The 18612-nt window shown below is 43.5% G+C and carries 18 protein-coding genes and 1 pseudogene; 12 read left to right on the plus strand and 7 right to left on the minus strand.

What is annotated here, in order from left to right; all coding sequences use genetic code 11:
- Positions 1–27: 27 nt before the first annotated feature.
- From B2575_RS12975 to B2575_RS12985, 3 genes are all read left to right on the plus strand, one after another.
- Positions 28–1032 (plus strand): ABC transporter substrate-binding protein, encoded by a 1005-nt coding sequence (locus B2575_RS12975; RefSeq protein ID WP_201502238.1) that lies wholly within the window; start codon positions 28–30, stop codon positions 1030–1032.
- Between the two features lie 141 nt (positions 1033–1173).
- Positions 1174–2316, plus strand: coding sequence for a TIGR03364 family FAD-dependent oxidoreductase (locus tag B2575_RS12980; protein WP_296242542.1), 1143 nt, complete (start codon positions 1174–1176; stop codon positions 2314–2316).
- The gene (locus B2575_RS12985; RefSeq protein WP_296242544.1) at positions 2316–3062 is read left to right on the plus strand and encodes an HAD family hydrolase; all 747 of its coding nucleotides are present in this window, start codon (positions 2316–2318) and stop codon (positions 3060–3062) included. Before B2575_RS12980 ends, B2575_RS12985 begins: the two co-directional genes overlap by 1 nt.
- A gap of 218 nt (positions 3063–3280) precedes the next feature.
- On the opposite strand, the gene B2575_RS12990 is transcribed toward B2575_RS12985, so the two are convergent.
- The 4 genes from B2575_RS12990 to B2575_RS13005 form a co-directional block, all read right to left on the minus strand.
- Positions 3281–3826 carry a GlcG/HbpS family heme-binding protein gene (locus tag B2575_RS12990; protein WP_296242546.1) on the minus strand — a complete coding sequence of 182 codons (546 nt, stop codon included), beginning with the start codon at positions 3824–3826 and terminating at the stop codon, positions 3281–3283.
- Positions 3827–3896: 70 nt separating this feature from the next.
- The gene (locus B2575_RS12995; RefSeq protein WP_296242548.1) at positions 3897–5108 is read right to left on the minus strand and encodes a CynX/NimT family MFS transporter; all 1212 of its coding nucleotides are present in this window, start codon (positions 5106–5108) and stop codon (positions 3897–3899) included.
- Positions 5109–5260: 152 nt separating this feature from the next.
- Positions 5261–5731, minus strand: a complete 471-nt coding sequence (gene cynS / locus B2575_RS13000) for a cyanase (RefSeq protein ID WP_055123970.1) — start codon at positions 5729–5731, stop codon at positions 5261–5263.
- A gap of 113 nt (positions 5732–5844) precedes the next feature.
- Complete coding sequence (locus B2575_RS13005) at positions 5845–6507, minus strand: carbonic anhydrase (protein ID WP_087816203.1); 663 nt, start codon at positions 6505–6507, stop codon at positions 5845–5847.
- A 138-nt stretch (positions 6508–6645) separates the two neighbouring features.
- On the opposite strand from B2575_RS13005, the gene cynR reads away from it, so the two are divergent.
- Both cynR and B2575_RS13015 read left to right on the plus strand, forming a co-directional pair.
- Entirely contained in the window at positions 6646–7554 is a 909-nt protein-coding gene (gene cynR, locus B2575_RS13010; protein ID WP_296242553.1) for a transcriptional regulator CynR, read from the plus strand.
- Between the two features lie 47 nt (positions 7555–7601).
- Entirely contained in the window at positions 7602–7988 is a 387-nt protein-coding gene (locus B2575_RS13015) for a DUF6122 family protein (RefSeq protein WP_198330893.1), read from the plus strand.
- Positions 7989–8199: 211 nt separating this feature from the next.
- Here B2575_RS13015 and B2575_RS13020 read toward each other — a convergent pair whose 3' ends face one another.
- Together B2575_RS13020 and B2575_RS13025 are read right to left on the minus strand one after the other, a co-directional pair.
- Positions 8200–8688 (minus strand): META domain-containing protein, encoded by a 489-nt coding sequence (locus B2575_RS13020; RefSeq protein ID WP_198330872.1) that lies wholly within the window; start codon positions 8686–8688, stop codon positions 8200–8202.
- 304 nt (positions 8689–8992) lie between these two features.
- Positions 8993–9442, minus strand: a complete 450-nt coding sequence (locus B2575_RS13025; RefSeq protein WP_045445595.1) for a PACE efflux transporter — start codon at positions 9440–9442, stop codon at positions 8993–8995.
- 90 nt (positions 9443–9532) lie between these two features.
- On the opposite strand from B2575_RS13025, the gene B2575_RS13030 reads away from it, so the two are divergent.
- The 7 genes from B2575_RS13030 to B2575_RS13060 all read left to right on the plus strand — a co-directional run bounded on the left by B2575_RS13030 (position 9533) and on the right by B2575_RS13060 (position 18170).
- Positions 9533–10411 (plus strand): LysR family transcriptional regulator, encoded by an 879-nt coding sequence (locus tag B2575_RS13030; RefSeq protein WP_087816195.1) that lies wholly within the window; start codon positions 9533–9535, stop codon positions 10409–10411.
- A 644-nt stretch (positions 10412–11055) separates the two neighbouring features.
- Entirely contained in the window at positions 11056–11943 is an 888-nt protein-coding gene (locus B2575_RS13035; protein WP_296242557.1) for a hypothetical protein, read from the plus strand.
- Positions 11944–11966: 23 nt separating this feature from the next.
- Positions 11967–12551 (plus strand): alpha/beta hydrolase family protein, encoded by a 585-nt coding sequence (locus tag B2575_RS13040; protein WP_296242559.1) that lies wholly within the window; start codon positions 11967–11969, stop codon positions 12549–12551.
- A gap of 267 nt (positions 12552–12818) precedes the next feature.
- Entirely contained in the window at positions 12819–13460 is a 642-nt protein-coding gene (locus B2575_RS13045; protein WP_109590773.1) for a hypothetical protein, read from the plus strand.
- Between the two features lie 74 nt (positions 13461–13534).
- Positions 13535–14275 carry a hypothetical protein gene (locus B2575_RS13050; protein ID WP_296242562.1) on the plus strand — a complete coding sequence of 247 codons (741 nt, stop codon included), beginning with the start codon at positions 13535–13537 and terminating at the stop codon, positions 14273–14275.
- 123 nt (positions 14276–14398) lie between these two features.
- Entirely contained in the window at positions 14399–15133 is a 735-nt protein-coding gene (locus B2575_RS13055; RefSeq protein ID WP_372815263.1) for a DarT1-associated NADAR antitoxin family protein, read from the plus strand.
- Between the two features lie 700 nt (positions 15134–15833).
- Positions 15834–18170: a FepA family TonB-dependent siderophore receptor gene (locus B2575_RS13060; protein WP_296242565.1), complete on the plus strand. Its 2337-nt coding sequence runs from the start codon at positions 15834–15836 to the stop codon at positions 18168–18170.
- Positions 18171–18426: 256 nt separating this feature from the next.
- Here the strand turns inward: B2575_RS13060 and B2575_RS13065 are convergent.
- A pseudogene (locus B2575_RS13065) lies at positions 18427–18612 on the minus strand (iron ABC transporter ATP-binding protein); the annotation flags it as partial.

Here is an 18612-nt window from a genome sequence, read left to right on the forward strand (position 1 = left end):
AAACATCAACAAATAATAGGACAAATAATGTTTTTATTTAAAACGTTAGTGGCAAGTTTCGCGTGCGGGATTGTCTTGGCAGGTTGTAGTTCGCCTGAGTCGGAAGGAGGTGCTTCTAGTACTATCGAAGAAGTGGTCATTTATAGCAATGCCGACGAAGAAGCGGTCGAGGTCATCCAAGAGGTTTTAGACGAAGCAGGCTATGAGGGTCAGTATGTCTTTCAGTCTTTTGGGACAGGGGAGTTGGGTGGGCGTTTGCTGGCAGAAGGCGATAATACAGAGGCGGATATGGTGACGATGAGCTCGTTCTACTTAGAAAGTGCCCAAGCCAAGCATCCTATGTTTAAAGAATTGACCTTTGACGTTGACCCGCAAGTGGCGGTCCCAAATTACTATGCACCAATACTGGGTTTTACGGGCGCTATTATTTTAAACACAAAAGAGATGGCGGCGCAAAATCTGCCCAGACCAACCAGTGCCAAGGATTTGGCAAACCCGATCTACAAAAATAAAATTGCGATGGTGGATCCTAATGGCTCATCGACAGGTTGGCTCTTTATTCAAGACGTCACCGCTACTTATGGAATGGGCGCTGAAGGGCAGAAAATTATGAACGATATCCGCACCAATGCGGGTCCAAACTTGGAGTTGTCAGGCTCAGGTCCGATCAAAAAAGTGATGGCAGGTGAGGTACCGATTGGTTTTGGCTTGCGTCATCAAGCAATCGCAAACAAAGCACAAGGCTTGCCCATTGATTATGTTGACCCAAGCGAGGGAAATTATACGCTAACGGAATCGGTAGCCGTTATTGATAAAGGCGAGAACATCAATCCAAATGCGATGAAAATGGCTGAAATCATTGTTAAAAATGCGCGTCCAAAATTATTAACGATATACCCAAATGTGATTTATGACGGTGAAACAGTCGCTCCTGACAATCAAATAAAAAACAGCAAAACGTACGGCGAGCCATTGACGGCTGAGCTGCTAGATAAGCACAGAGCGTTTTTCCATGGACAAACTGAATCGTAAATGAATCCATAAAAGCCGTGATGAGTAGTCATTGTTCAAATGCATTATTTCATCGGCTAGTGAAATCCTTAAAACAAGGATTAAGCCGCTAAAACATAAATTGAGTATCATTTGTAATCAATCATAAAGAAGAAAAAAGCTATGACAGGGACAAGTAAGTTATCAGATAAACAGTATGATGTGGTCGTCGTTGGGGGAGGTATCGTTGGTCTTGCCAGCGCTTATGCTGCCGTAAAAAAAGGGCTGAAAGTGGCGTTGGTAGAGCGTGAAGCACAGAATAAAGATGCCTCGATTCGTAACTTTGGCTTTGTGACGGTTAGTGGTCAGCGTAGCGGTGAGCATTGGCAACGTGCCATGCACTCACGCAATATCTGGGCAGACATCGCGCCAAAAGCCGGTATCAAGGTTGAGCATACTGGTCTGCACATGCTGGTTCAGCGCCCTGAAGCGATGAGCGTTGCCGACGCGTTTTTGAAGACTGAAATGGGCGAGTCCTGTCGCTTATTGAGCCAATCAGAAATACAGGAGCAGACGCCTTATCTTAAAACAGGTTTGGGCGTTTTATATAGCCCGCACGAGCTGAGAGTCGAGTCAAATACCGCGATTGGCAAATTGGCGGACTGGTTAGCACAGGTGCATGGCGTGGATTTTTATAACAAAACCACGGTTCAGGCGGTTGACTTGCCCACTGTTCATACCAGTCGAGGGGCGCTACAGACAGCGCATTGTGTGATCTGTCCTGGGGCAGATTTACATGGCTTATATCCTGATACTTTAGCGCAGTCTGATGCCAAACTCTGTACCCTCAATATGATGCGCGTGATGCCAAGGCAAGCATTCAAACTAAATGCTGCTGTCATGTCAGATCTGAGTTTTGCTCGTTATGATGGGTTTGCCCAGCTACCAGAAGCCCGTGCGCTTATCAGTTTACTTGATACCACCCAAGCTGCTGAGCGCAAGGCTGGCGTACATTTAATCGTTGTTCAATCAGCGGATGGCTCACTTATCATTGGTGACAGTCATGATTACTGTGATAAAGAGCTACCCTTTAGAGACACTTATTCAGATAACTTAATCATCAACGAGTTCAAAAAAGTCATGGACATCGGTGAGGTAGACATCACTCAGCACTGGTTAGGGGTCTATCCAAGTGCCGACAATGTCGTGTTTAAAGCATCACCAGAATCAGGTGTTGCCATCGGTACCATCACAAGCGGCACAGGCGCATCAACGGGATTTGCCTTTGGTGAAGAGTTAATTAATTTAGTATTGGAGTCAAAATAATGAATACAGATATTCATCGTATCAAAGCGCCATTCGACGCGATCAAACTGTGTGTCTTTGATATGGCAGGCACGACCGTCAATGAAAACAATTTGGTTTATAAGACCGTATGTGATGCGATCAATCACACCCTACAACAGGTTGGTCAAACAGACATTCAGGTTAATCTAGAGGTATGTTTAGAGTTTGGGGCTGGCAAAGAAAAGCGACAAGCCATTAGCGATATACTCAATGAAGTATGCAAACATGACAATACCGCGACCGCTGATAGTGAAAAATGGACGGATGCTGCCTTTAATACCTTTAAATCAGCGTTGGCATCAGCCTATACCAAGGACACGGTAGCAACCTTCGATGGTATGCTAGATTTTTTCACTCAGTTAAAGCAGTCGGGTAGAAAAGTCGTGCTAAATACGGGCTACGATATTCAGACTGCCAATAAGATATTAACTATTTTAGGGTGGTCAGTGGGTCGTGATATTGATGCTTTGATTACAGCAGATGATGTGCACAATGGTCGTCCTGCGCCAGATATGATTACCCTTGCTATGGACAAGTTTGGGATTGAGCATTCGCAACAGGTATTGAAAGCAGGGGACAGCGGCATCGATATCGAAGAAGGCAAAAATGCCCATTGTGGTCTATGTATTGGGGTGCTCACTGGTGCTCAAACCCATGTGCAACTGGAGAAATATTCACCAGATATCGTGCTTGAGAAGCTTACGGATCTGGCGTCATTAATCTAGAGTATGTCCTCAATTTAATTGAGGCATCTATATGGGCTAAAAATGGCTAGATTAAGACATGGGCTACTTTAATGGCACATTTTAGAAGGAGAGGAATCATTACATGGTTTCTCTCCTTCTTCTTTCATAGAAGTAACGATAAATATAAGGACAGACAGGCTTATCAATTTTCGAACAGCATAATGTGTGGAATATTTGTCTTGAAATTTTAGCCCACTCTAATGCTGCTCTAATGCTTTTAGACCTGCTTTGGCGATGTGTACATCTTCGCTGCCATGTGCGCCGCCCACCCCGATACCACCAACTACGATACCATCGATATAAATGGGTACGCCGCCATCTAAGATAAGGATGTTTTCATCCAGATAGCGTAGGTCTTCAGGAATCGTGCCGTCTTTGATGCCTTTGGCGATGACCGCCGTTTCTCTTTTTTGTGAGTTTGCGGTATAGGCTTTTTTATAACTGGCACGCACGGTATGCACGCCAGCGCGGTGATCTCTGAGCACTGCTAAGGTTTGTCCAGAGGCGTCAACGACGGTGACAGATACCATCAAATTGTTGTTTTTGGCTTCTAATGCGGCGGCATTCACCATGTTTTGTGCCATCTCACCAGTCAATAATGGAATGGTTGCCATCTCTGCTCCTTGGGTCACTACGTTTGGTTTGATCGCTTGCACTTGATACTGTGAGTGCGAAGTGTTGGCACACGCGGAGATGGACAACAGTGAAGTTGCAAGCGCGGCATAGATAACGAGTTTTTTCATAATCAGTCCTTTCATAGTTAATTCTTAAGGTTGTTTTGAATATCGCATGACGTGATTCAATACGCCTGAATCAAAGCTTAGATAAGTTAATTGCCTGATGATAACTTGCTGGGGCAAACTTGATGGTGACAAACAGCATACCGATAAGGCTGATCAATAGCATCCACCAAACCGCTTGAAAACTGCCAGTCGACTCGCGTAGCACACCTGCGATATAAGGCGCGATGGCGGTAATAATAAAGCCGATGCCTTGGACAAATGCTGCCAGTGCCCCAGCGAGTTTGGGTTTGGACAAATGATCTAACGCGACGGTCAGTGTCAATGAAAAGCAGGCACCAAGACCACAGCCAATCAAGGCAATCCATAAGATAAGCAAAGCTGTCGGCATGGTAATCAAACCTATAAATCCAGCGATTTGTATCCCTACGGCAAAAAACAACCAAGGTCGGCGGTCGAGACGATGGGCGGACAACATTGGAATAACCAGCGCACCACTGACCTGAAAAATCGTCATGATACCGATCAGCTCGCCACTATTTTGCGCGCTCCAGCCCAAAGTCTGCGCATAGCTTGGCAACCATGCAATCATACAAGCATATCCAGCGTTTGCCAGACCAAAATAACTTGCTAGCAGCCAAGCACGGCGATTGCCAAAAAAGTTGATTTTTACCCCGTCGTCTCGATTTTCCATCTGCTCAGAGGGGCGTCGCCACCACAGCACGATGGCAAAAACTGGCACTACCAGCCAGATACCCAAACCGGATTGCCAACTGCCGTAATGTTGAGCGACCACCGGACTCAAGATAGCGGCAACCCCGCCACCAGTCATCAGTGCAGCAGAGTAAACGCCCATAGCAAGTGGTACGCGTGCAGGATACCAACGCTTGACCACACCAGGTGCCATTGCTTGCACGATGGCGATACCCGTGCCGCCTACTAAGGCACTGGCTATCAGCGTCCCTCCAGTATCTAACCACAAGCGCCATAAACCCGCTAAGGCAATCGCAAACAGACCGCCTGTGATCCACGCGCTTTCACTAAATCGTCGCCCAATCCAAGGCAACAGTAGCGGAAATATACCCATACACAGCATCGGCAGCACCACCAATAAAGAGGCGGCTTGCAAACCCATACCTGTGCTTAGGCGAATTTCTGTCAGCAACGGACCTGTAGAGGTAATCGTTGGGCGCAGCGTCATCGCCAACCCAGCAATCACCAGCATAGGAAACAACAAGGTCAGTATCGACGAACGCGCCGTGGAGGAGATATGATCAGTACTCATGAATAATGTAAAATCCGTATTAAGAAAGGCAGTACCAAAAAATCACCGCCTGAGTCGCCAAAAAAGCCGACGTCACTATATGCGGAACGCCGACTTTTTCAATAAATGCTACTTTTAAAAACCGCTGATAAAACTGCTATTTAAAACGTCATTTAAAAAGGTTTGAACGGTAGGAACTTACCATCTAGAGTAATCACTGCGCGATCACCACCTTCAGGGTCAGCCACTTTTTTGATATCCATTTTGAAATTAATGGCACTGATGATACCATCACCAAATTGCTCATGAACCAAAGCTTTTAGCGTGGTGCCATATACCTGCATCATCTCATAAAAACGGTAGATTGTCGGATCAGTAGGAATCTCACTACCAACGCTGCCTCGTGATGGAATGCATTGTAGTAACGCGATGGCGTCCTCATCAAGTCCTAAAGTTTCACCAACTTTTTGGGCGGCATCAGCAGGTAGCGGATGCTGACCTAGCAAAGCGGCAGTGACAAAGACATCACTCAGATTAGTTCCTGAAGCGATTTGCTCAAATGACAGATTCTTTGCCGCTTTGGCAGCAATGATGGTGTCCGTTAATGTTTGGCGTGCGGTGTTGCTTACTTGAGACTGAATCATAATAATACCTTTTGAGGTTGGTGGTGGTTATTGGGTTAATGATGCTTATGAATCATTTGGATTAATTGATTTTTCGATTATGCATAGTCATTGATAATGACAGTTATGTAACACTAAACGGCGACTGCAAGTGGTGATAGCGGATAAGCGCGAACCTCAGTGTGCGTGGCCAATGAGACAAATTCATTGGTCACGCCATCTAAGGCATCGATGTCACCGGACTCGATATCGTAAACCCAGCCATGTAGTGCCAAACGATTTTCTCTTAGCGCCAAACGTATAGACGGATGGGTTTTGATATTTTCGATTTGGGCGATGACATTTTCACGAACCATAGAAGCGACCCGCTCGCTATCACTGGCATGTTTACGGACTTCATTGACCACCCGTGCTGAGTCAGCATAGCGTAGCCAGCTGCCTACCGCTGGCATATGATCCATGCAGGTGCAGTTGGCAATCGCAGTCATCGCGCCGCAGTCTGAGTGCCCGCAAATCACCACATCCGTGACTTTTAAAGCGGTAACAGCATACTCAACTGACGCCGATACACCGCCAGGCTCAGGACCATAAGATGGGACGATATTACCCGCATTGCGAATCACAAACAGACCACCGGGTTCGTGTTGGGTAACGAGCTCAGGCACTAAGCGGCTGTCTGAACAAGAAATAAACAGCGTGCGCGGGTTTTGTTTGGTCGCCAAATTTTTGAATAAATCGGCGCGCTTAGGATAGGCGTCACTGTGAAATTTTAGAAAACCTTCAATAATATCTTTCATCGCGTTGGCCTCTGTGAAGTCGATAAAAGGAATGATACGTCACTATCGTTATAAGGTAAAATACTAGTATGTTATGATATCGATAATAATTACTTATGACCAAACTTTTATCAATCCCTAATCCACACGAGATGACCCATGATTCTTCGGCACATTAAGTATTTCTTGGCAGTGGCAGAGCACCAAAGCTTTACCCAAGCAGCAGCGTCTTTGTACGTCTCACAGCCAGCGTTATCGCAGCAGATTAAGCAGTTGGAAGAAGGTCTAGGCGCGATTTTATTTGATCGCTCTGGTCGCCGTGTCACATTGACCGATGCCGGTGACGTCTATGCGTGCTATGCCCATAGAGCCTTGCAGGATTTGGAGGAAGGACGGCGCGCCATTCACGACGTACAGGATCTCAGTCGCGGTGCGTTGCGGATTGCAATTACGCCTACCTTTACCACGTATTTGCTTGGACCTTTAATCAAAGCGTTTCATACTCGTTATCCGAGCCTTACGCTAAGCGTGCAGGAGATGTCACAGGAGCAGATGGAAAAGCAAATACTCGATGATGAGTTTGATGTGGGTATTGCTTTTGAAGATGTGCAGTCTGCCGATATTGATACACAAACCTTGCTGATAGAGACGCTTGCACTGGTTGTTAGTAAACATAACCCTCTTGCTAAGCAAATGGCGATTGACTTGCCAACGCTACACGCGCAGTCACTGGTATTGCTGAGCCGCGAATTTGCCACGCGCGAACAGATTGAGCATTATTGTCGCCAGCATGACATTGCGCCAAACGTACTGATGGAGGCAAACTCGCTCAGCGCAGTGATCGAAATGGCTCGCCATACCCAACTGACCACCTTATTACCTTCCAACATCGCTCATAATTATGATGAGCTGGTGGCGATTACCTTAGCGCCGTCTTTGCTCCAGCGTACAGCGGTATTACTACAACGAAAAGGCGCGTATCAGAGCGCTGCTACTAAGGCATTTGTTGCGTTGGCACATGAGGTTTGTTTGAACACGGTTGAATCCAATGCACTGTTTTTTAGGTAGAATAAACTTAGAAAACGAACGGTCACGATGAGATAGGCAAAAGGTCAATGACGCAAACCTTAATTCACTACTTTTTTCACTTCGGCATGCCTTTAATGGGTGCCTATGTGTTTTTCCGCAATGATTATAAAAAGGTTTATCTGATACTGCTCGCCACTATGTTGGTTGATTTGGATCATCTGCTAGCAACGCCTATCTTCTCTCCCAATCGCTGTAGTATTAACTTTCACCCGCTGCACAGTTATTATGCAATGGCAGTATATGTGGCTATGTTAGTGCTGCCTAAGCCATATAGAGTCATAGGTTTGGGCTTGCTGTTGCATATGCTGACGGATCTGAATGACTGTGTTATGACGTATGCCCAATTCCCTCAAGCGTTGGATAATGCGCCAGCTCGTGAGCTGGTCATATGGCTAGCAAATAGGTTTAAGTAGTATTTTTAACTTTTCATCGTATGTTCATTAATTCCGTATTTATTATGGGCACACTATATTTTCTAAATAATCGGATTATTTACTGAGGATTTAGTTCTGCGCTAAGCCTAAATTCAGTATTCAGACAATAAATATAGACAAAAAAAGCCTCACTATTAATAAGTGAGGCTTTTTTATTGAGTGGCTAGTTTAGCACTCTATACGACAATGATTATTTAGCAACCGCTTTAAAATTCGCTACTTGGTTCGCATTGCTAATGGTCAATACAGGCACGTTATTGGCATTTTTGCTCATGCTATATTTACCATTTACGGTTGCTAGTACGGCGCTATCAAAGCTGGCTTGTGGGGCAGGGCAAGCCATTCTTGTGCTTCTTACTGGACCCAATGTTACCTCGCCATTTGCTACCTTATATTCAGCACTCATATTGTTACAAGTATTCATCAAAGTAACGATATTGCTCCCATTCGCCGTCACAAAATCGAGGGTTAATGGTTCGCCTGGATTAAAGAATAATGGAGTAATGGTCTCGCCCTTGGTGTTTTTGGCATCCACGAGTTGCCAATGATAGGCTTGTAAGGCATCCGAGGTAATAGGCTGGGTAACGGGTGCACTTGGCGTAGATGTGGTTTGACAACCTGCTGCCAATGTTCCCACTGCTAAAACGCTTACCATCATTACCTTGGTCATATTTTTCATATAAAGTCCTTTATTGCTTCAATTATTATATAGAGACATTTATCTCAAAATTATTGTGCTTGCTGCCCCAATAACTGACATGAGACGCTAGCAGATGCAGGCATTATTACAAAGCAATGATAGCGATACAAGCGCCAGTAACCATTCAAATACCAAGTTGTTTTTATGTTGATATAGTCGGTTCAATATAATTTGGATACAAGGAAGGCAAGCGAAAGTACTACAAATAGTAGACTAAGCGAGCCTGACACCGTATCTGATTTACATAGGATTGACTATAAATCTTTAGCACGGCTCATTGCTATTAGGCGACCACATCATTACGTTGAGATAGCAGATGGTTTGCTGGAATAGGAAACACATTGTCATAAATCCAGTTATAAACAAAAGCATGTACCAAGTAAAAAGTAGCCATTGTAATATCCATGAGAAAGGCTTGCCAAAGGCTGATGCCTAAGTGCCACGCAATTATTGGTAGGAATAATAACAGCAAACCACCTTCAAATAAAAAGGCATGCAACATCCGTAGTGGAACCGTCTTATGTACATTGCCACGTAGCTTCAGCATACTGTGGTCAAATAACAGGTTATAAAAATAGTTCCACAACGTCGCGATAATCGAAGCAGCCACGGCGATAAGACCTATCGACTGAATATCAAAGCCAAATAACCAGCTTGCCAACGGTACAAATATAATTAAACCTATTATCTCAAAACCCAAAGTATGACGAATACGATCTTTCACGGTGCGCATGAAGCTTCCTAGTTGAATCAGTTATTTTCGCGCCTATTGTATCTGTTAAACTATTATAACCAAGTTAGAACCTATAGGATTTTTAGATAGATGAGCCTTTCATTAGAGCAACTGCAAGCCTTTGTCGCCACGGTAGAGACCGGTTCTTTCTCAGCCGCCGCCCGTTATCTAGGCAAGGCGCAGTCTGCTATTAGCACGGCGGTGTCAAATTTAGAAATTGATTTGGACAACAGCTTATTTGTCCGCAGTGGACGCTATCCAGTCCTAACGCCAGCTGGAGAGCGCTTACTGGTAGAGGCGCGAGTGATACTAGAGCGTTGTGAGCATTTTCGCGGGGTGGCCAAAAGTCTGGGCGAAGGAGTAGAGAGCCGATTGGTACTGGCGGTTGATGAGCTGTATCCCGAAGCAACGTTGGGCGGCTTGATGGAAGAGTTTTCACGCCGATTTCCTAGTGTGGAGCTGGAACTATTGTTTCCGCTGATGGAAGATGTCAGCCGCTTGGTGTTAGAAGATCGCGCCGATTTAGGCATTATGTGGCGTCAAGAGATACTACCTTCAGCGCTGAATTTTCATGGGCTTGGTTGGGTGTCGATGAAAATGGTGTGCGCGCCGAACCATGAGCTAGCCCGTCAGCCAGTGGGGTGGGAGGAGTTGAAACGCTATCGGCAATTGATGGTGGCAACACGCAATCATAGTGAAGAAAAAGCACGGTTGCGAATAGCATCTGATGTCTGGTGGGTCGAGAGCCAGTGGGTTATCGTTGAGCTGGTACAGCGCAATCTAGGCTGGGCATTCGTGCCTGAACATGTGGTAGCCAGTGCCTTGGATAATGGTTTTTTAGTCGAGCCAATATTGGACTTTAACGATCATGATTGGCCAGTGGCTTTAGAAATTGTATGGCACAAGCAGCGTCCTCTAGGTAAAGCAGCTGCTTGGTTGAAGTCGGCTGCGATTGCGCTAAATAAGTGATATTGAGCAGTCAATAATAGTGAGTTTTAAAGGGTCGTCTATTTATTGCAGGTGCACTATCTATAAAATTTATAGTCTCGCCTATAAGCTTGAGTAGGTTATAAATTTAGACGGTTTTTAATATAAGCGCTTTAGTGATCAAGTTATACTATGCTTCAATCCAAATTATATTTTTAACTTAAGTATTCGATACCGCTGAGCGACAGCAGTTGTCGCCCGCTTTAATTAGACGCTTTATTTTTCTCAATTTTTATATTATAGTTACTGAGTTAGGACGTAATTCAGTCAGGAAAACAGCAACATAGAGTTAACCCTCGAGGCGCAACGCTTCCCCCTATAACTTCGCTATTGCTGTTAATTATCAACACTCTGGCTGGCATTAATCATTATTTTTCTAATCAACTAAACCCAAGCTACTCATAAATCATAGCTGTCATATCAATGATGGCACAGATTTCATATTGTTAAAAATAAGTTTAAATAACTTCTAAAATCATCATTGAAACACTCATTTTACTTTTTAACGTTGCTCTAAAAGCGGCGGACACGCTCGGCTGACTTAAATTTGCTCTGAGAATCACCCAAAATTAAAAATACTACAAGCTACTGATATTCAAAATAAATTAAAAAATGAGGACCATACTATGATGAACACAACTAACACTTTTGAGCAAAAACGTATCGATAATTTAAATTGGTCAAGTGGATCAAAACTGCCTAAAGCCATTCAAGATAAGGTACAAACTAAACCAAAGATACCGTTGTTTTATCTGCATAACGAGTCTATCAATAACTATGAAGATGATATCTACTTTGTGAATAATAGCGATGAGACATTGAGCTTTGTTGCTCCCTATGAGCTGATGAAGAGAGATTCAGATTGTCCTGAGGTAGTGGTTGCTGCCGAACCAAGTGAACGTGATATATCCCTCACTTATACCGATGTTTTGCCCAAGCAAGGCGTGAGAATTGATCGTCAACATATCATCTATGATAGTGATTATCTCAATCAAATTATTGTCTATACCATGAGTCGTGCCAGCAAGGAGATGTGGGGAATATGGCGTTTGAATGTGTGCGAAAAAGGCATGTTTTCGTCTTGTCCATTGCTATGGGAAGGTGGCGCCAAACCCTTATCTGTTGTGAGTGCAGACAAACGAAATGATCCTAAAGATCGTCCTATTTTACCTTGCGTATTGCCCATACGTCAGCAGTTATACCAGCAATGGGCGGAACATTATGACCACGCGAGTGCAAGCTTAATGAGGTCTATCACCGATATGATCTATCGTTATGACTTTGGTATTGTGGGATGTTATTACAATGATACTTGGGATGAGTACAGCAGTGAGGCAGAGCAAATCGCTAACATGCTGATTGAGGAGGGTGCTGATAGCGCCGATGAGGTTCTCGCGATGATGACTGCGGTCTATGACGTGTCATTTGGTGCTGGATATACGAGGATTCCTATGGATGTCGCTGAGCGCATTTATGGTCTATGGTTAAAGTATAAAAGTAATGCTAATAAATAAAAAATCCTTAAAAGGAGAGCACTATGATGTTTCCCATTGAAAATAATGACACATTTTTACTATTCTTTCACGGTCTTGATTCGAGTAATGAGACCAGTAAATATACTTGTATTAGCCGTGAGCCCAAAACCTGCCAAACCGTCAATTATCGAGATAATTTCAACGAGATTTTCGATATTTATGAGGCGTTAATTTTAGAAAAAATGAAGCATTATCCGCGAGTGGTCTTGGCAGGGCATTCACTTGGTGGCTGGTTCGCCAATCATTTCGCCCACAAATACAATTTGCGTGCGCTATTAATAGCACCTTGCATTTATCCCAATGAGGTTTTAGCCGATCGCATACCAGACGTGGCTGATATGAAACTGTCATTTCCGACCTCGGATACTGAGATGGTAGTAGTCATGGTTGAGGTTGATGATGAATGCTTAGATGTCGCCGTCGCCAGACGTACGTTGGTCAACTTACCTGATAGCTGGGAAGTGGAGTATTTTGAACGTGGTCATCACCGTATCGCCCGTAGCGAAGATATTTGGTATCACTTGCTTCATCTGTGCGAAGACCCCATTATCTGGATGGATGACGCGACATATCATGGGGAAGATTAAATACCATCAGCCTTGCAGTAAGGCCTTATTAATTACCATTATAAAGAACTAAACTAGTTATCTAGGACAGCCCCAAAAACTATCGTGGGTTTAACGGTTTGCCAAGTTTTTCAATCATCACTTAGCAAACATTGCAACTTCCAGCACGATATAAAACCACTCTGGTAAAGCGCATGAGCCTGTACTCCGACAAGGTTATCCATGCCTGATTTGACTTGCCTATTTGGGCTTATTTTATTTATTGTTGTCGGAGTTCAGGAGTCACTGATGTCTCATATCAATAGCCAAAATCTCACGCCTTCCAAATATACTCATCGTTATACGCCGCGGCATCCTTTGGCAAAAGAGGCGGTTAGCCAAATAGAGAAATGTGAACGACGTTCGCAAGATATTGTCCAAGCCATGGGTTATCCGCCAAAACACATCATATCCGCCTGTGATCGTCTGCGCCATGTATTGTCTAGCGACATACTAGGACTTAATGCGACAGATATTGATAGCTACTTTACTGCTCATGAATTCTTAAAAGCACTATTATCCGTGCTCGATATAAAGTACGACACCTTTGCAGAGGATATTGCGCAAATCCAATATGACTTGGCGCATTATCCTTATCCGCTACCGCAATATCAATTGCGAGCGGTCATCGACTTTACATGGAGTGAGGGCGCTAACTGGATGTCGCGCGGCGTGGCTAGCAGTAAAGCTGTTGCGTATTTACCGCAAAATATTGCCAAAATGAATGCGGCAAAGCGTGAGTTGGTGATTCAACAATGTCTGGCTGCGCATTATGCAGAATATAACGGTCACTTGCCGTATAATGGCGTGATTAACGGTTATCAACTTATCATTGAACAGCGTCATGAGATGGTTGATAGCATCGAGTATGATCTGCCGCAGTGTGAGTAGGATGTGATACATCACTCATCAATTGGTAGCATTAACATTTAACACAGCATACCCAAATAAAAAGGCCGTCCCCAATGACCGATACTAATCCTTATAACCCGTATAATTTTGCACCTTTACAGTCGACTGGTAGAAACGAGACCGATACTGCCAACACTTATGCGCCTGAAGACATGATTAAAATATATGAGCAGCAGTTTTTGATACCAGTACCTGAAGAAAAGCTGACCGAGTTTTTACCCGCGCTAAAGAGTTTTTATGATATTGACGATCATACGTTAGATGTCAGTGCCATTATTTTCGACGCAATCGCAGACGCCTCTATCATTTACAACCATAAAATCAAAGTGGGCGACTATCAAATATTAGGTGGATTGATAGAGGAAGCAATTGAATACGATGAAGACAGTGATGAAAACAATAAAGATGACCAAGCCACTGAAGACCTATCCGTTGAAGACAAAGAGATTCAAGCCTATACACTAGAATGTAAGCGTACTTTTTTCATTAATGAGGTAGAGATACCTTATTATTTCAACTTGTTTATTTATGGTGACGGTTATTCTACTTTAACCAAAAAAGAAACCGTGCTAGAAAAAATGTACTGGTTCGTTAGAGGAAGATTTGAAGAAAATCTATTAGACGACACTGAAGATAATGACAGTTTAGACTCGATCAATGAGCAGCTAGCCAGTTTGGGTATTCGAGAAATGGATTTGACCACCATAGACGAGATAATAAGCTATGTGGAAGACAGTATCATAGATGATGCCATGGTAGAGGCGCTTAACAAGTTATTAGATGCAGCTGAGTAGGTAGCTATCCATAAAATTGATGTCAGGACAATACGTTTTAACGTCAATTTTTATAAGAGCCGTTGTAAAAGAATATTTATATAAGATTAGCTATAAAAGACTATTGATATAAGGCACATTGCTATGCAACAAACACAGAATTCTGTGGATCAAAGACAAGATATTATAGAACACAGACCCGTATTTATGCCGAGAACCAACAGTGACAATCTGGTAAAAACAGATATGGTTAGGTTTGAGCGGCATGTGGGGTTTGCCAGTCGCCAAAAGAAAAAATCCATTAATGATATGCATCAAGTCATTCGCAAAAAGTATGGCTTTAGTCACGTCCTTGAGCTATCGAGCAAGTCTGGTAATAAATTGAGTTTTCCGCTGAGTCCATTAAGCTTGAAGCTAACAAATGAACAAGATGGGCAGCAGTACAGTGTCGAAAATGCCTTTCAAAGCAGTATGGTTTTTGAGGATGGTGGTCCCTATACTGACTTGTTAAGTGCGCCGCCAAGACAAGCCAGAAAGGACGAGCGCTTAATGACCTCGGGTGAACTGATTGGCTATAATTATTTTGGCATGGAGTGGAGCGTAGAGCCATTAACCACATTTTATGATTGGCTCTATGTGAATGCCCTAAAGCAAAACCCGCATTTGCATGAAGAAGTTATGCAATATCAAGCCTTTACGGATCGTGAGTTTAATCCTAAAAAGTCTATCCATTGTGCGGCTTATGCACTTGCGATGTTTGTGGCGCTCAATAAACGCGAGTTGCTCGATAACATTGAAGACCCCGCAGTATTTTTTAATCTATATCATGAATTCAAAATAAGTAATACTGAGCAGCTTTTGGAAGCGGGTTGGGTTTGATCGTTAGAGCGGTAATTTATGCAGTAAAAATTATCAAGATAAACTTATGATATGCTAATCAAGTGACTTTATGATATATGAGAATAGCCAAGCTTGTCTTGGCTTTTTCATGCCTAAAAACTTTTGATACCTAAAAAATTAAGCACCTTAGTCTGGTTGATTTTAGCGTTATATATTTCAACAGAACGCTTATTACTCTTAATTATGTAGATGCGATGTAAACTTACGAATAATAAGTATGACTATAATTCTAGAAAATTAGACAAAAAAATCCCCACTTATTATTTAAGAAATACGCATTTTAGAAATATAGAAGAGGCGCGACAAGTGACCTATCCCGTTAAATCCGTAGACCTCAATTTGGGAAACTTTAGCTACATGATATGAAGATAGGTGTAGTGGTTAACTGACTTAGTGCATATAAAAATAATGCAAATACTAATNNATTAGTATTTGCATTATTTTTATAATGTTGCTAAAGTGTGCACTCTTTATTAATAAGCATCGATCAGTTCTTTGCGTGCTCTATTTTCAAGGTCTTATCGATATCAATGCTTCATTTATTCTGTTGTTATAAAATTAAAAAATAACCACTTTTGCATGCTTTTCTAGCGCTTACCCATAATGTTATAGCGAATTTGCTCTATCAGAAAATTTGCAAAGTATTGGTAAACACTAAATATTTCTAGGATTTTCATCTATGCCAACATTACCAATTTCTTCTGCTTCTATAAATGCTCTTTACCTACCAAAGCCGTTACGCTTAGCGACTGGCAAAGCTTTGCTTGGCATTGCTATCGCCTCTATTTTGAGTACAACTGCATTCGCTGCTGAGATAGATAGCCGCAACGTACCACAAATAGCAGCGCAAGAAGTTGATGAACAGCAGGCGATGCCTTCTGTTGAGCTAGATACCATTGTTGTTAAGGCGGCAAGAGAGGAGCTCGAACAAGCAGCTGGGCTTTCAGTGATTAGTGAAGAGGCTATCAAAAAAGCTTCTGTTTCCAATGATATTGCAGAGATCGTGCGCAAAATGCCTGGGGTTAACCTATCTGGCTCGTCTACTTCTGGTCAGCGCGGTAATCAGCGCCAGATTGACCTACGTGGTATGGGCCCGAATAACACGCTGATTTTAATCGACGGCCGTCCTGTTACTTCTCGCAATGCCGTTCGCCCTGGTAGGGCTAGCGAGCAAGATACCCGTGGAGACTCGCAATGGGTGCCGCCGAGCGCTATTGAACGAATCGAAGTATTGCGTGGTCCAGCCGCGGCTCGCTATGGTTCTGGTAGTATGGGCGGGGTAGTCAACATCATCACTAAAGCGCCTACTAAAAAAGAATTTTCGGTCACTGGTCACTACGAGTCCCCAGAGAGTGACTTGGAAGGTAAAGACTGGCGCACCAATATCAATATGGCTGGTTCTTTAAGCGACAAGCTGTCCTTCCGTACTACGCTTGGTTACCACGATAGTGAAGGCGATGACCCTTATATCAATGCCGAAGACGCCCAAATTGTAGATGGGCGTGACGGACCAGTCGCTTCTATTGCAGCTGGGGTTGAAGGCGTAGAGAATATAGATGTCCGCCAGCTCTTTGAATACGCTATGGATGCGATGAACACGGTAGGTTTTGAAGTCAACTATAGTACCCAGGATAATCGCTGGGCGGGCGACTCACAATTTCAAAATGTCAATAATGATTTGGTCGAAACCTTAGCTGGAGAATCTACCAATAAGATGCGACGCTATGGTGCTGCCATCACGCACCGTGGTGATTATGACAATACCCGTAGCAACAGCTACTTAGAGTTTAGCCGTACCAATAATGAGCGTTTGGCTGAAGGCACGGCTGGTGGAGGTGAAGGTCAAATTAAACCACCAGCCGCAGGCGAGGACTATAACTGGAACGAGGCGACCTATGACACACTAAACGCCAAGTCAGAGTGGGATATATTCTTTGATCGTCATACGTTGACTGCAGGCGCTGAGTTCCGTGGTGAAAAACTGACCAATCCTTTAGTGTCTGACTTAACCTTTGATGATGGTTTTGACTTCGGCGATGTCGAAACTGACCCTGCTAAGCGTGATCCAAAATCAGATGCTTACCTCGTCGGTGCTTATGTAGAAGATAACTACCAAATCACTCCAGATTGGTATGTAACGCCAGGGTTACGTTTTGATTATCACAGTGAAGCAGGGAGTAATTGGTCACCAAGTATCAATACCACGTGGGATTTTAGCCCTAACTGGTCAGTTAAAACCGGCATTAGTCGCGCTTTTAAGGCGCCTGAGCTCTACTTATTAGATCCTAACTACATCTATTACACCAAGGGTAATGGCTGTCCTTCTTGGGTGCCTGAAGATCAACGGGGCTGTCAAGTGCTGGGCAACCCTGATCTTGAGCATGAAACTTCTTGGAACAAAGAGCTGACTTTTACCTATGATGATGGCACAGGGCTGAATGCGGGCTTGACGTATTATCATAATGCCTATGATAACCGTATTGGTGCGGGTGTAGACCGGGTAGCAGTAGATTCGGCGACTAACCGTTCTATCTTCCAGTGGGAGAACCAAGGTGAAGCCATCATTGAAGGTCTTGAAGGCTTTGTCACAGTTCCAGTGACTGACGCACTCTCTTGGTACACCAACGTTACGGGAAATCTGCGTTCAGAACGTAAAGATACGGGTGAGCCGCTATCGATAATTCCTAAATTTACTGTAAATTCCAATGTTAACTGGGACATTACCCCTCGCTGGAATGCCGACTTAGGCGTCAGCTATTATGGCACCATTGATGCACCTGAAATTTCGGTTACTACTGGTGATGAACTGAGTACCTTAAAGTTAGACCGTAAGCCTTATGCGCTGGCAAATATCAGCACTCGCTATAATCTAACCGACAGTGTTACCGTTGGAGCAGGGATCAAAAACCTATTTGATAAGCAAATTAAGCGCGAAGGCACGGGTACCAATGCGGGTGCTCGAACCTTTAATGAGCCAGGCCGTGCTTATGTGTTTGATGTTAGTTTTGATTTCTAATCTTTAGATATAGTATTTTCTTTAGGACGCAAAAAGGTCTGAACTAATTGTTCAGACCTTTTGATTTGTACAACCAATCTTACTTATGATCTTACAAACAATCATTAAAACAGATAACACATAGCCATCATCTTGTAGTTCTTAATTGAATTTGGTTGAAAAAATAGTTAACAGTCATTTCTATTAAAATATTACCTATATTTTATGAACAGCATTTCTTATATGGATTCATCTTTTTAATTTATTAGACAGCAGGTTATAAGCTATCGACAATCACTGGGCGACCTTGATGACGGAGCACGGTAACATCGACGTTATACAGATCCTTCATGGTTGTTTGGGTGATGACCTCTGCAGGTTGACCGACAGCCATTACCTGACCCTCTTTCATAGTGACCACGGTATCGGCGAACTGCGCGGCTTGATTGATATCGTGCAGCAC

The organism is Psychrobacter sp. UBA6739 (genome assembly GCF_002453835.1).
GTDB lineage: Bacteria > Pseudomonadota > Gammaproteobacteria > Pseudomonadales > Moraxellaceae > Psychrobacter > Psychrobacter immobilis_A.